The organism is Dermacoccus sp. UBA1591 (assembly GCF_002322065.1).
GTDB classification, from domain to species: domain Bacteria; phylum Actinomycetota; class Actinomycetes; order Actinomycetales; family Dermatophilaceae; genus Dermacoccus; species Dermacoccus nishinomiyaensis.
Genome location: NZ_DCNR01000018.1, coordinates 23,182 through 37,531, shown reverse-complemented (window position 1 = coordinate 37,531; position 14,350 = coordinate 23,182). Strand labels below are relative to the sequence as shown.

The window sequence follows — 14,350 nt, the reverse complement described above, 5'->3', positions numbered from 1 at the left end:
GCCTCGAGCACGTCCCGCCACAGCGGCAGGTCCGACCAGAGGGCCTCGCGTTCGCTGCTGCGCGGCTCGACGCGAACCCACCAGGCTCGCCGTCGACGAGCATGGGCGTGGATGGCGCGCAAGGCGTCGTCGAGTGCGCCCGCGTCACGGCAGATCGGCCCGTACGGCACGTACAGGTAGGAGCCAACCGCGCGCTTCTCCTCGACGCACAGTGCCGACCACCCGTCTCCCTGCAGTGTCGACGTCGGCTTGCCGAGCTTGCGTTGGACCTTGGCCCATGCGTCGGTCTGCAGTGGCGATTCGAGCGAGAACATTCGAGGTTCCGATCATCGGGGCGATAACGCTCAGGCGACGTGCAGCACGGACGGAGACCGCGAGGCAACTTCTCGACCGTATCGCGAGACTCACCCCCTGACCGCGCATCCTGAGCCTTCGGCATGTCACCCGGTTGCCGCTGATCGCCGATGGAGGGAGAGTGAGACCATGCTCCCCGCCGAACTGCCGAACCTGGGGGACGGACGTGTCACCCTTCGCGCTTTCGTGAACGATGACGTGGATCTGGTTCGCAGCGTTGCCCGCGACCCGCTGATTCCCCTCATCACGACCGTCCCCGCGAGCGGTTCCCATGACGACGCGCTGAGTTACATAGCGCGTCAGCACGAGCGACTACGGACCGGCGCCGGGTACTCCTTCGCCATCACCGACCAGCACGATCAGTGCATCGGCAACATCGGCCTGTGGCTCAGCTCCATCCACCAGGGGCGTGCCTCGACGGGGTACTGGCTGGCGCCGGCGTTCCGGGGACGCGGCTACGCGAAGCGCGCACTCGCCATCCTGAGCGGTTGGGCCGAGACGCTCGAAGACGTGGCCCGCCTCGAGCTCTACGTCGAGCCGTGGAATGAGGCGTCATGGCGTTGCGCCGAGGCCTGTGGTTTCGAACGCGAAGGACTGCTGCGTTCCTGGCAGCAGGTGGGCGATTCGCGCAAGGACATGTTCATGTACAGCCGCATCCGCGTCGATGAAAGCGCCCAAGCTGAGGCCTCCCCGCGCAGCGGCGGCGACGTCGCGTAGTCGGCCCGTCCGCGCTCTTCGTCTCGGTGGCGCTGCGTCACCCCGCGGTACGAATGTGGACGAAAATCGCAGATGTGGACGTAGATCGCAGGATGGCCCCGGCGCGCCCTTGTACGACTGCGATTTTCGTCCACATTCGCGATTCTTGGACACGCCTGCGAATCCTGTCCGCATTCGGGCACACCGCAAGCCTCAATGCGGCGACGCCAGGGACAACGACGTAGGGGTCCACTCGACGAGGCCTTCGTCGGCGAACGCCTGCAACCAGCCCTCCATCGGCCAGGTGCCCCACCGCTCGCGGTAGAGGTTCGCGTTGCGCACGATGTCGACGACGTGATGGCGCGGCGGGTTCGCGCTCGGATGCCACTGATGCAACGCGTGCGCGCCGCCGACCCACGCCATCCGCAGGCCCGCGTCACGGGCCCGCATACCGAAGTCCGTGTCCTCCGCGCCGTACCCGACGTACCGCTCGTCGAAACCGCCGCACGCGCGCCAGGCGTCGGCATCGAGCGCAAACGCGAGCGACCACAGGAGACGATGGTCGTCGTCAACCTCGACCGCACCCGACGACGGCGCGGGGCGCGCAGCATGCGGAGCGACGAAACGTCTTGCAGCCGCCGGGAATTCACCGTCGAGACGATCGTCCTCCCCCATATACGTGACGATGCCGTTGAGCACGGCACGCTCGCCGCGAGCATCGAGCTGACGCTGCGCGTCACGCGACGCATCGACGAAACCGGGCAGGGGGACGCAGTCGACATCGAGGAAGACGATGAGTTCCGCGCCATCATCGAGTGCCGCCGTGGCGCCGACGTTGCGGGCCCGCGCTGTCGGCATGCCCAGCGGGTGATCGTCGAGGGGCACGATGCTGACGCTCTCACCCATGACGCCCGCCGCGCGCAGGTCGTCACCCAGATCAGGCATGTCGACGGCGACGATGACGTGTCGCACGTCGGGCGCCACCTCGTCGAGGAACCGTCGCTGATTGACGAGGTGCTCCAGACGTCCCCGCACCGGAGTGACGACGGCGACGGGCAGCGTCCGGCCCGACCCCATGTCGGTCATCACTGCAGCGTCCCATCTCCGAGTGCGGGCGCCTCGGCGCCAGTAGCGGCTGGCCAGCCGGAGCCGCCCTCGACTCCACGCGCAACGCCCCCGGCTTCGCGGACGCCTCGCTCTGCGACACCTGCGCGCGCAACATCGTCGATGCCGTGCCTGCTCCCACGCACAGCACCTTCCAGATCGTCGGCCTCAGTTCCAGCAGCTAGGTCAGCGACGCCCCCGCGCGCAGCGGCCTCGATGACGTCAGCCGCGCGGTCAACAGCGCCGTCGACGCACCAGCGCGCCCACGCACGTCCTGTCGATCGCTCGTCGCCTCCGGCGAGGAGTTCACGGATGCCGGCAGCGACCTCGTCAGCGGTCGCACCCAGAGTCAGCCCGCGCGCGATGCCGGCGTCGTCAAGAGCACGAGCCATGTCGGCCTGCTCGTCGAACGGACGCTCCTGCGGCACGACGACGGCAGGAACACCGAAGGCAGCGACGTCCGCAAGAGCGTTCTGCCCCGCGTGGGTGACGACGACGTCAGCCGTCGCGAGCAGAACCTCGACGGGGTGGTCGGCGTCGGGCGTCCGCCAATGGACCTGCGGCACAGCGCGTTCGACGGCGCCCGGAAGCTCAGCGTCGTCCCAGCCCTCGCCGCCGACGAGGAGCACACCACGCAACCTTGGTATCTCTTGGGCGCCCCGCGATGTCGCGTCCGAGAAGGCCCCTCTCGGCATGCCCGCCGAAAGGCCCTCCGGAACGTTCACCGCAGCACCGTCAGAATCGCTGCCTCGCCGTGCGCCCAGCGAAGGGCCTCCCGCAGCGTCTATTGCTGCACCGCCGGATCCGGCGCCCGGTGCAGTGCTCTGCGAGACGTCCGCCGCGACGCCGCAGCCGCCGGCATCGCGGGAACCGTCCGCCCGCGGGCCCGACGCAACACTTTCCGAGGAGTTCGGGGAGGCACATGCCGACGAACCACCGCCCGCAGCGTTCGGCCCCGCAGCATGACCCGCGAAGCGCGACAGGCCACCGACTTCGACCGTCTTGTCGCGATGGCGTTCGAGGTGCGGCGCGACGACGAGCCGCGCCGGCCAGGGCGCCAGCACAGCCGCCGCCAGGTCGAACGCCAGCGCATGCGGTGCGTCGTCGCGTCGCCCGGGCTGAGCCACGACGACGACGGGGACGCCGAGCAGCCGCACGAGAGCGCTCACCTCGACGGAGACGTCGACGACGACGACGTCCGGGCGCGCCTGCGTCACCCACGCCGCGATCTGCGCCGAACGCTCGGCGTAGCCACCGCCGAGCGGAGCCCAGTGCAGACGCCCACCCGCATCGGGGTCGACGAACGGTGCATCCGCTTCATCGGCATCCGACGCGAGCGCGACCTGATCCCCGTCGGGCAGTGCGCCGCTGCCGAGATAGGTGATGACGTGCCCGCGCCGCGTCAGTTCGGCACCGATGACGCCCGCCCGCGTCGCGTGCCCCCGCCCGTGATGGTGCACGTAATAACCGATGCGCATCACGACATCGCCCCTGTCGCGTCCGGTTGGGCGCCGCCTGAGACGCTGTCGCCCGAAAGGCTCCCCGGGAGCAACGGACGGTCCGCAACGTCACTGCCCATGCCGTTCGGCGCGCTCACCCCCGGACGAACCCCGGCTGGAGGCTTCATGTCCTCACGGATGACGAGCCGCCGCGCGTCGGCGTCGCTCGGGAGCGGGTCCAGCGGTGTGTGACGTTCGACGGATCGCGCGCCCGATCCAGGCTGCGAACGGCGCGCCGCGTCAACCGCCTCCGTCAGCACCGCGAGATGCCCGTCGATGCAGGCATCGAGAGAGAAATGGCGGACGGCGCACTCGCGCACCGCCGCGCGATCGAGAGCGTCGACTTCGGTGACGGCAGAGGCCAGTCGCGCGACGAGCACGTCGTCGGGCGCCGCCATCACGGCTCCTGCCGGGAGCTCAGACGAATCCACGACCGGATTCTTCGACGCGTCGACGAGGACACCCATGTCCGGTCGCACCACCTCGACGAGACCACCTCGTGCGAGGGCGATGACGGGCGTCCCGCACATCGCGCCCTCGACGGCGACGAGGCCGAACGGCTCATCCCATGCCGGTGTGACGAACAACGCGTCGCTCCGCCCGACGACCTTCGCGACCTCCTCTGGCCGCACCGCGCCGAGATGCTCGACGTCACCCCCGAGCCGCGGCGCGATCTCCGCCTCGAAGTACGCCGCATCGCTGACCGGCCCGACGAGAGCCAGCCGTCGCCCGGCCACCCGCGCCGCATCGATCGCGAGATGCGGCGCCTTCTCCGGCGTGATCCGACCGACCCAGGCGAGACGGCCGTCGTCAGCGCCCGGCCCGAGGACGAAACGCGACTCGTCGACACCGTTCGCCACGACCTGCCGCGTCAGCGTCGACCATTGCGCCGCGAGGGCTTTCGACACCGCGACGAACCGCGACGCCGGCGAGGCGAGGGCCGCGCCGAGCTCCATCCACGGAAACGGCGGCGTGTGCAACGTCGTGACGACCGGCGCGTCGTAGGCGCGCGACAGCGACATCGGCAGGTGGTGCAGGCTGTGGTTGGCGACGACGTCGAGCTCACCGGCACGATCCCGGCGCGCCAGTTCGGCAGCCGCGAACGTGAACGCGTGATGGTCGTCGAGAAACGGCTTCTCCGGCAGCTGCGGGTCGAGCGCGGCAACCGCCGAGAACCGCGGCAGCGCCGGGTACGCCACGACCTCGTCTGCCACATCGGCCGGCGTCCCCTCGGCCGCGAACAGCACGACGCGGTGGCCGCGCCGACGGAACCCGGCGACGAGCGCCGCCGTCAGCGATTCCTGGCCGCCGGCGAACGGCTCGCTCAACGGGTTGCGGTTCGTGGCGAGCACGGCGATGCGCAGCGACGTCATGCGACTCCTCCTCGCAGGTTGGCCAGATACGTCGCGAACCCGCCGACAGCTCGCCCGTCGAGACGGCTCGACGTGACGACGCGCGCGTCATCGGCCGCCCGCACGAGGCGCTCGTCCTCGGCGCGCAGCCGCTCGACGAGGTCTACGTCCTCGTGCAGCGACATCGGCGCGAACCCGCCGACCCGCAGGTAAGCAGAGGCGCGCACACCGAGATTCGCGCCGTGCACGTGAGGGTGCCCCTCCCGCAGATGGTGTCGTTCCATCCACTCTGCGCGCCGCGCGCCGGTGAGAGCCGCGTCCGGTTCGACGGTGCCGACGTACGCGTCGGCACCGGCGTTGGCCGTCGCGATGTGGGCGCTCAGCCAGTGCGGCGGGACGTGCGTGTCGGCGTCGGTCGACGCGAGCCACAGCGCGTCGGCATCGATGCCGTCACGTTCCGCCCATTCGAGCGCGCAGCGCACTCCCGCGGCACGCGCTCGCCCGACGCTCCCCGCCGTGACGACGAGCGGCTCCACGCTGAACTGCCCGCGGTGCGCCGCCGCGCCCGCGAAGGCACGCACGATGGCCTCGCTGTCGTCGGTGCACGTGTCGAGGACGATGCACGCACGCAACGTCATCGCCGGCGCGAGATGAGCAACCTCGACGAGCGCTCGTTCGAGCGCCGTGAGGCAGTGCGCAAGCGCCTGCTCTTCGTCACGCGCAGGCACGATGACGGTGGCGCCGGCGAGAGCAGGGCGAGGCGAACCGTCACGGCTGCGAGTGAGTGCACGTGTCACGCACGGATAGGTGCGCTCGCTCATGACCACCTCCGTCGACCCCAGGCCTCGAGGTCGAGAAGCCCGTCTGCGGGCACGGTTTCGACGATCGGTGACGCGTCCGCGTGCGATTCGACCGGCCCAGCGGCCCTGTCACTTCTGCGATTTTCGTCCACATTCGTCCGATGACGGGTGCGCGCCGCCGTCACGCCGGCGCCCACCCATGGCGCGCCGTCGCACGCCGCGAGCAGACCCTCGGCATCGCGCAGAACGCACGGCTGCATGACGTCGACGATGAACTCAGCGCGCTGCAGAACCTCGTCGGACGGTTCGCCGGCGCACACGCGAGGGTCATCGGCGAGCACCTCGGGACGGTGTTCACCGCACCAGATCCCGACGTCCGCGAGCGCGAGCCACGACTCGAGGGCTGCGTACTCGCCGCTCGGTGCCACCGTTCGCGCCGGCCGCCAGAACACGACGACGCGCGGGGCGCGCCAGATGCCGTGGCGCCCCCGCACGTCTGGCTGTGGAATGCGGGCAGCGAGCGCGAGCTGCTCGCCCTCCTTGAGCTGCGCGAGATCGGCTCGCTCCCCCGCGTCGGGGCCGTCGTGCCAGGCCACCGCGGCCGGCGCATGACGCAGGGCGACGCCGGTGTTCCAGGCGCGATAGGCGAGATCCCAGTCTTCGCCGCCGTACCCCACGAGGCTCTCGTCGAACCCGTCGAGCCGTTCGAACGCGTCGCGCGTCATGCCCATGACGGCGCTGATGACGAGCCGCCAGTCGCCGTCGCCGGCGTCACGCAGGTCGTTCGTGCGCGCGTAGCCGTCGCGCAGCCACTGGGGTGCGGCGAGGACGTCACCGTCGGCCGGCGCCTCCGGATCGGTTGCCGCACACCAGGACACGACGTCGTCACCCCGCGCGGCGACGGCACTGAGATCGGCATGCCGACGGGCTGCGACGACGAGGGCGCCGGCGCCCGGCGCCTCGCGCGACGCCTCTCGCAAGGCGTCGACCATCGCGGCACAGTAGCCGGGCGTCGGCACGGTGTCGCCGTCGAGGAAGAGGACGACCGGTGACGACCCGGCACGCGCGCCGAGATTGCGCACCGCCGCGGCGCGGAAGCCCTCGTTCGCCTGTCGCAGGAGCGTGACGCCGTCGGGGACGCTCGGCGGGGTGGCCGAACCGTCATCCGCGACGACGACGTGGAGGCGCAGCGACGAATCATCCTGCGCCGCCAGGGAATCCAGCACCCATCGCAAACGCTGCGGGTCTTCGAAATGCGTGACGACGACGTCGACGTCGCGTCCGTCACCCACGCTCAGGTCAGCCCCCTGCTCGCCTGCGCGAGCGTTCGCGCTCACCCGACACCACCCAGGGACGTCAGGTGCGCGGCGAGCAGTTCGGTCTGGCGACGCGCGGCGTCCGGCGTCGTGAGCAAGCCGGGATGCGACGGGTTCGTCACGGTCATCAGCGGGTCGCTCAGCGCCGCCCGGGCGGCATCGACGAGCACATCGATCACACCATCACGATCGCCCGATTCGCCTGCATCAGTAGAAGCTTCGACGACCGCCACCGACCCGGGTGCCGTCGTCGACAGTTCGGTGACCCACGGCGTGGCCAGCGTGATCGGCCGGCGACCGGCGGCGATCCATCGGCCGATCGAACCCGACGCGGAGATGTGACGGTAGGCCGCGAGCGGCACGGCGATCGTCGCGATCGCGGCGTCCATCTCGTCCTCGCTCAGGTGCCCGAGAACGCGCAATTCGATTCCGCGCGCGTTCGCGGCGCGGCGCAAGTCATCGACGAAGTCCTCGTGCCCCTCGACCACCGCGCCGAGCATGACGAGGTCGCGACCCAGCGCCGCGGCAACATCGAGCGCCAACTGCGGATCCTTGCCCGGATGGACGAACCCGAGGACGCCGACGGGCGCGTCATCGCCCAGGGCGAGCACCGCGTCACCCGCCTCGGTTGCACTCGCTCGCGCATCGACCGGCAACGTGACGACACCGACACCAGCGACATCGGCGTCGCCGAAACCCCGAGCGGCGCTGTCAGCGTCACCGGCAGGCGCCGCGACGACGTCACCCAGCATCGCGCGCTCGGCCTCGCTGCACACCTGAACAGACGCGGCGGCCGCGACGATGCGCGCATACAGCGCAGCGCGACGTTCGTAGCGCGCCTGCCCCTCGGCGGGCTGCGGAATGTCGTGAAGCGTGACGTGCACGGGCCGCGCGGCGCCCTCGATCGCGCGCACCCCGGCTTCGATCGCCCGGTGGTCGGCGCCGAGCAGCGCGTCGGTGAGGTGAACATGCACGGGCCCCGCATCGTCCGCGAGGTACGCCGCGAGGTCACGCGCGCCGGTCCCCACGTCGAGCATCGACGTGCGGCGCGCACCGGCGAGAGCCGCCCCGTGGCGCGTCACCCCGTGCTCGGGCGGGCCGAGCAGGAGGTGGTCGACGGTTGCAGCCGCATCACCCGATGCAACGTGCGCGCTGCGGGGGTCCTCAGCGGCAGTGCTCGCCGGGCGCGTCGTCGTCATCCTCGTATTGTCATGTGCGACGGGGCTTCTCGTCATCTTGACGTCCGTCGAATGTTCGAACGCATCGCCGCTCGGTGCGGCGCTCACACGTCACCGTCCACGATCTCGAGCAACGTCGCATGTCGACGCACCGCGTCCGCGAGTGCCTGCGGGTGCTCGGCGTACCACGCGGCGTGGGCGGCGACGAGCTCGTCCTCGCCCACCGCCTGACCGCGCACCTGCCACACGCGGGCGACGTCGTCATCGCTCATCGGCACCTGCGCGAGCGCGGCGGCGCGCTCGTCCATCGGCGCGACGAGGGCGCCGAGCAGCGACCGGCCAGGGTCGTACTCGCGGGGTGCGCCGAGGTCGAGGGCGGCCGCGATGCGGTCGGCGACCTCGACGAGGACGTCGTTCGTCGGGTGGTTGATGACGTGGACGCTGCGGCGTCCAGGGCGCGTGAGGGCATCACGAATGTCGACGGCGCCGTGCGCCTCGATGCGCCGCGTCAGCTCGGCGAGGGATGCGTCGCGCAGGGCAGCGACGGCGCGCTCGTCGAGCTGCGGCAGGTCGGCGCTCGTCACACGAGCCGCGTGGTCACCCGCTCGGCGGCACGCCGCGATGACGCGCAGATCGTGATACGGCACGATCGGCGGCTCGCCCGCGGGCGTGCGGACGATGACCTGCGCCGGGTGCAGCCCCGCCCACCGCATGACGGGCACGATCGTCGACCTGACGTGCGGCGCCGCCGTGCGCAGTTCTTCCGTGCCGACGGGCAGGCCGCGATACCCGGGGGCGACGGGTTGTGTGACGAGGTACTGGGCCTGCGCGAGGGTGCGATGCAGGTGCGGCACGTCATCGGCGACCAGTTCGTGCGCCGGGACGAGGCGGATCGTGCGGATGCGATCGCCGTACCGACCGTCGAGAAGTACGCGCAGCGACTCCGCCTGGCAGTTGCCGTGGACGGCGAGCACCGGGCGGCCGTCAGGGTCGGACGTCGGCACGGGGTCGGCGAGACCGTAGAACTCGCCGTAGTGCAGGTTGCGAGGCGTCGCCTCGACGGCAGGCGTTGTCATGAGGCGCCTCCTTCGACGTCATCTCTGGCACTTTCGCTGCTGACGGCGCCGATGCCGCGCTCGCCGTCAGCCGACGAATGTGGACGAAAATCGCCGGTGTGGACAGGATTCGCCGATGTGGACGGGATTCGCAGGACGGCGCGGGTGTCGCGCGACACGGGGGCCGATGCGGCGGTCGGGGCATCGCCGTTGCTCGGGCGAGCGACCACGATGGCGACGTCGTCGTCTTCGTAACGCGCGAGCGTCGGCCACACGAGGCGCACCTGCTCATCGACGAGACGCCCGTCGAGGGGGATGTCACGCGTCGGGTGCAGCCAGTTCGCCACGACGACGACACCGTCATCGCGCAGCAGTGCGTCGATGCCGGCAAGGGTCGCCAGCAGCGTCGCGCCGTCGAGGAAGTAGCCGATCTCGCTCAGCACGACGGTGTCGAACCGCTGCCCTTCGTCGGCGAGTTCATCGAGCACAGAAGGCAGTTCGGCGTGGCGCCAGTCGACGCCGTCGACGTCACGTCGACGAGCGCGCGCCAGCGCCTGGGCGCTCCCGTCGACCGCGACCACGCCGTCGGCGCGCTCGGCGAGCACCTGCGTCAGGGCGCCCGTGGAGCATCCGAGATCGAGCACGCGCCCGAGATGCTCGTCAGGCAGCATCGCCTCGATGAGGGCACGGCGACGCCGCTCGTACCAGCGCGTCTCGACACCCCACGGGTCGTCGCTGCCCTCGAACATCGCGTCGAAGGATGCCGCCGGCGTGCGTCCGTCATCGGACGAGGCGACGCGGGGCAGCGCGCCATCGGGGTCGAAGAGTGTCTCGACGAGACGTTCGAAGTGGGCGAGGACGCCGGCGTCGAGCATCGCAGGTTCGGCTGCGGGGCGCGCGAACGTCCCGATCTGTGACGAGTACGCCGCGATGGCCGCGCGTTTGCGCTGGAGCGAGGCGACGTCCGGGACAGCGAGAACGCTGCTCTCCCAGACTGTTTCGGCGACCGACGATGGGTCGCCCCAGTGCCACCACCACAACGGATAGCTGACGCACGCCGCCCCGAGCTGCGCCGCGACGTCACGCGCCACGGCTCCGCACGTGTCGTGGTCGATGTGCGCATCGGCCTCCGCCGGGGCGACGACGAGCACCCGTTCAGTTCCCGACCCACGCACCGGCGTCATCGACGGCGTCACCGTCGAGGTCACATCGGTGGCTGCGTCATCGCGGCCGACCGCTCTCGAGGGCGACTGGCCCGACACCGTGGATGCCTCCGCCGCAGTTACCCGCACGACGCGCTCCAGCGCAGCGGCCAGCTCGGCACGGTGGTCAGCGACGCGGCCGTCAGGTAGCGCAAGGCGCTCAACCCGCCCGAGCGCCCCGCCGAGCAGCACACCGAGAGCGTCGTCGAACTCGCGACGACGGACTTCGCGGACGACCTCGAATGTCAATCCCGTTGCCGCAGAGTGCGATCCCTCGCCGTCGGTGACGAGGGCGACGTCTACGGGCAACCCCGCGTCCGCGAGCATCGCCAAGAATGCGCCGACGGCGAGGGTCTCGTCGTCGGGGTGAGCCGCGACGACGACGACGCGGCTGTACCGGGCAGCGAGGGCTTCGACGTCGAGGTGGCCAAGCGACGCCCATGGCGTCCCTCGCAACCACGTGCGTTCGCTCGTGCCGGGCTCCCGCGACGACCACGAGGCCGGCGCGGCGGGCATCCCGCGCATCAGTGACGCTCCAGCGTGGCAGCGCCGATGGCGGCGAGGTCGCGTTCGGCGTGGTGCTGGCGCACGTAGACGCCGAGGTCGGCAACGCGCCGCGCGTGGGTCTCGTCGCTCGTCAACGGGCCGGGGCCGAGCGCCTGGCCACAGATCGTCAGCGCCTGCTCCGCCGCATCGGCGACGACTGCTCGCACGCGCGACGACAACGCGAGACCCGCTGCACCGCAGGCGTTTCCACCGTCGATCGCGCGGGCTGCGTCGGCGAGTACCGCGTCGAGCAGATACGTGATGACCTCGAGCCGGCCCAGATGCATGAGCGCGATCTGATCGGGTTCACGCCGCCCCGCAGCCGCACGAACCGCTGTGACGAGGCCGTCCACGCCGCCCACCCAGACGGCGGCGACACCGATGCCACCCCACGCGAAACCGTCACGGCCGAGGTAGAAACCTGGCTCCCCGACGGGCGTCGCGGGCATCGCGTCGAACGTCAGCGACGTCGAACGGATCGCGACGAGCCCACGCGACACCCAAGGCTCCTCGGCGCCGCGCACCCGCGCATCCGTGAGGTCGACGGCGAACAACCGCTGCCCTTCAGGCGTACCGGCCGTCACGAGCGCATGCGGCAACTGCTCACCGAGCGAGCACCACGGCTTCACCCCGTCGAGCACCCAGCCGTCACCTTCGCGACGCGCGGCGAGGCCCGGCGCCCGCGCCGCGAACACACCCCAGGCGCCGTCCCCACCGCCGGGCAGCACGTCGCCCGGCGCAACCCCCGCCTCGGCGAGGATCGCAAGCGCGTCGAGGTGCGGTTCGATGACGCGGGCCGTCGTCAGGTCAAAGGCGCCGAGCGATCGCAGCGTGTCGAGATACACCGCGCTGTCGCGGCCCAACGCCGCTGCGGCGGAAGCGAATTCACCGGCAGCGGCAAGCGCCGCCCCGACGTCCCCAGCAGGGATATCGGGGCGGCACAGCGCACGAGAGGGTTCGCTCAAGCGGAGAGCTCCCGCTTCCAGAAGCGCAGCGCACGGCACGTCTCGACGAAGCCCTTCGCGCCGGCCGCGTCGCTGACGTCGACGAACCCGTCGTCCTTCTTCGACGCCACACCCGCGGCTTCGATGAGACCCGACGCGTCCGGGCCGAGGGCCAGGAACTTGTTGTGCGCGACGGCGTCCGTCACGAAGTCACGAGCCTCGGCGACCTTGCCGAGCGCCGCCGCACCGTCAGCCGACGGCAGCAGCGCGACGGCGTCGAACAGCACCGACGGCGCACCGGCGATGGCGTGATCGGCGGCGAGCTTCTCACCGTTCGACAGCGTGACGCCACCGACGGCCTTCGCGACGATCTCGACGACCGTGCCCTCGGCCTCGGCGGCCGAACGCACCGCGGCGAGCAGGTCGGCGTCGGTTCCGTCGCTGACGACGACGCCGATCCTGCGGCCGGCGAAGCTGTCGGGTCCGTTCTTCACGATGCTCAGCGCGTCGGAGACGGGCAGGTCGTGACGCGGCGCCACCTTCGCGGGCGAGGCCTCCGGCAGCTCCATCGCGAGCTCGTCGGCGACGCGCTGCGCGAGCGACTCGTCGACGTTGCGCAGGTTGCCGAGCATGCGCGTGCGGATCTCGGGGATCTCGCACTTGCCGAGCTCGAACGCGAACGCGTCGACGATGTGCTTCTGCTCGACCTCCGTCTGGCTCTTCCAGAACTGATTGGCCTGGCTGTAGTGGTCGGCGAACGACTCCGCACGCAGACGGCGCGCCTCACCCTCGACCTTCGTCGGGTACGTGTCCGGCTGGAACGTCGTCAGCGCGCGCGGGCCACGGTCGTCACCCGAGAAGCCGTTCGGCTCGTAGTTGGCGCGGCCCCTCTGGTGCGCGAACTGCATGTGACCGTCACGCTGGAAGTGCGCGACGGGGCACTTCGGCGCGTTGACGGGCAGCTGCGTGTGGTTGGTCGAGCCGAGGCGCGACAGCTGCGTGTCGAGGTAGCTGAAGTTGCGGCCCTGCAGCAGCGGGTCGTTCGTGAAGTCGATGCCGGGCACGACGTTCTGCGTCATGAACGCGACCTGCTCCGTCTCGGAGAAGACGTTGTCGACGACGCGGTTGAGCGTCATCTTGCCGAGCGGGCGGATCGGGACGATCTCCTCGGGGATGATCTTCGTCGAGTCGAGCACGTCGAAGTCGAAGCTGTCGGCGAACGCGTCGTCGAACACCTGGACACCGAGTTCGTACTCGGGGAAGTCGCCGCTCTGGATCGCGTTCCACAGGTCACGACGGTGGAAGTCGGCGTCGGCGCCGTTGATCTTGACGGCCTCGTTCCAGACCACCGACTGCATGCCCTGCACGGGCTTCCAGTGGAACTTGACGAACGAGCTCTTGCCGTCGGCCGTCACGAAGCGGAAGGTGTGGATGCCGAAGCCCTCCATGAAGCGGAAGCTGCGCGGGATCGCGCGGTCGCTCATCGCCCACAGGGCCATGTGCGTCGACTCGGGCATGAGGGAGATGAAGTCCCAGAACGTGTCGTGCGCGCTCGCCGCCTGCGGCCAACCGCGGTCCTGCTCCTCCTTGACCGAGTGCACGAGGTCGGGGAACTTGATCGCGTCCTGGATGAAGAAGACGGGGATGTTGTTGCCGACGAGGTCCCAGTTGCCCTCCTCGGTGTAGAACTTCGTCGCGAAGCCACGGACGTCGCGCGCGAGGTCGGCGGAGCCCATGTTGCCGGCGACCGTCGAGAAACGAACGAACGTCTCCGTCTGACGGCCCTTCTTGCCGAACAGGTAGGCGGCCGTGAGGTCGCTGTGGTCGTCGTAGCTCTCGAACACGCCATGCGCGCCGTAGCCGCGGGCGTGGACAACACGCTCCGGGATGCGCTCGTGGTCGAAGTGCATGATCTTGTCGCGGAACGCGGCGTCCTGCAGCAGCGACGGGCCGCGGTCGCCCGCACGCAGCTGGTTCTGGTCGTCGGTCACCGGAATACCCTGCGACGTCGTCATGGCGTTGCCACCGCTCACCCCCTGGTGCAGCTCGTCCCCGGTGCCGCGCGTGTCGGGGCTCGTGGTGCGCTCGTTGTCGCTCATGGCTCTCCTCATGCTGGTGGTCGTTCGATCATGGCCTCTCGACCCTATGCCGGAGAGTAAGGCCACCGCACCCCCTCTCACCACGCCCCTACGGATGTGGACGAAAATCGCAGATGTGGACAAGGATCGCAGCGAGGCCCAGGGCGCTGACGGGACATGAGCCGCCGGGCACCCGTGTGGGTGACGACTCGGTGTGAGAGGCGAA

At 70.5% G+C, this 14,350-nt stretch carries 11 protein-coding genes and 1 pseudogene; 1 reads left to right on the top strand and 11 read right to left on the bottom strand.

The window, feature by feature from the left end; all coding sequences use genetic code 11:
- A pseudogene (locus B2284_RS01840) lies at nt 1-314 on the bottom strand (hypothetical protein); the annotation flags it as partial.
- 169 nt (nt 315-483) lie between these two features.
- On the opposite strand from B2284_RS01840, the gene B2284_RS01835 reads away from it, so the two are divergent.
- Complete coding sequence (locus B2284_RS01835; protein WP_074046434.1) at nt 484-1,071, top strand: GNAT family N-acetyltransferase; 588 nt, start codon at nt 484-486, stop codon at nt 1,069-1,071.
- 192 nt (nt 1,072-1,263) lie between these two features.
- Here the strand turns inward: B2284_RS01835 and B2284_RS01830 are convergent, their stop codons facing one another.
- From B2284_RS01830 to B2284_RS01785, 10 genes are all read right to left on the bottom strand, one after another.
- A complete protein-coding gene (locus tag B2284_RS01830; protein ID WP_083607373.1) occupies nt 1,264-2,136 on the bottom strand; it encodes a glycosyltransferase family 2 protein in 873 nt (290 codons plus the stop codon).
- A complete protein-coding gene (locus B2284_RS01825) occupies nt 2,136-3,632 on the bottom strand; it encodes a glycosyltransferase (protein ID WP_074046435.1) in 1,497 nt (498 codons plus the stop codon). Before B2284_RS01825 ends, B2284_RS01830 begins: the two co-directional genes overlap by 1 nt.
- Nucleotides 3,632-5,026 (bottom strand): glycosyltransferase, encoded by a 1,395-nt coding sequence (locus B2284_RS01820; protein ID WP_074046436.1) that lies wholly within the window; start codon nt 5,024-5,026, stop codon nt 3,632-3,634. The genes B2284_RS01825 and B2284_RS01820 overlap by 1 nt, the downstream gene beginning before the upstream one ends.
- Nucleotides 5,023-5,826 (bottom strand): glycosyltransferase family 2 protein, encoded by an 804-nt coding sequence (locus tag B2284_RS01815; protein WP_083607375.1) that lies wholly within the window; start codon nt 5,824-5,826, stop codon nt 5,023-5,025. Before B2284_RS01815 ends, B2284_RS01820 begins: the two co-directional genes overlap by 4 nt.
- Nucleotides 5,823-7,142, bottom strand: coding sequence for a glycosyltransferase family 2 protein (locus B2284_RS01810; RefSeq protein ID WP_074046437.1), 1,320 nt, complete (start codon nt 7,140-7,142; stop codon nt 5,823-5,825). Before B2284_RS01810 ends, B2284_RS01815 begins: the two co-directional genes overlap by 4 nt.
- Entirely contained in the window at nt 7,139-8,320 is a 1,182-nt protein-coding gene (locus tag B2284_RS01805) for a glycosyltransferase family protein (protein ID WP_136788582.1), read from the bottom strand. The genes B2284_RS01810 and B2284_RS01805 overlap by 4 nt, the downstream gene beginning before the upstream one ends.
- Nucleotides 8,321-8,403: 83 nt before the next feature.
- Nucleotides 8,404-9,375: a WcbI family polysaccharide biosynthesis putative acetyltransferase gene (locus tag B2284_RS01800; RefSeq protein ID WP_074046439.1), complete on the bottom strand. Its 972-nt coding sequence runs from the start codon at nt 9,373-9,375 to the stop codon at nt 8,404-8,406.
- Nucleotides 9,372-11,081 (bottom strand): PIG-L family deacetylase, encoded by a 1,710-nt coding sequence (locus tag B2284_RS01795; protein ID WP_074046440.1) that lies wholly within the window; start codon nt 11,079-11,081, stop codon nt 9,372-9,374. Before B2284_RS01795 ends, B2284_RS01800 begins: the two co-directional genes overlap by 4 nt.
- The gene (locus tag B2284_RS01790; RefSeq protein WP_240742522.1) at nt 11,081-12,067 is read right to left on the bottom strand and encodes an acyl-CoA dehydrogenase family protein; all 987 of its coding nucleotides are present in this window, start codon (nt 12,065-12,067) and stop codon (nt 11,081-11,083) included. The genes B2284_RS01795 and B2284_RS01790 overlap by 1 nt, the downstream gene beginning before the upstream one ends.
- Nucleotides 12,064-14,145 carry a catalase gene (locus B2284_RS01785; protein WP_074039729.1) on the bottom strand — a complete coding sequence of 694 codons (2,082 nt, stop codon included), beginning with the start codon at nt 14,143-14,145 and terminating at the stop codon, nt 12,064-12,066. The genes B2284_RS01790 and B2284_RS01785 overlap by 4 nt, the downstream gene beginning before the upstream one ends.
- Between the last annotated feature and the right edge of the window lie 205 nt (nt 14,146-14,350).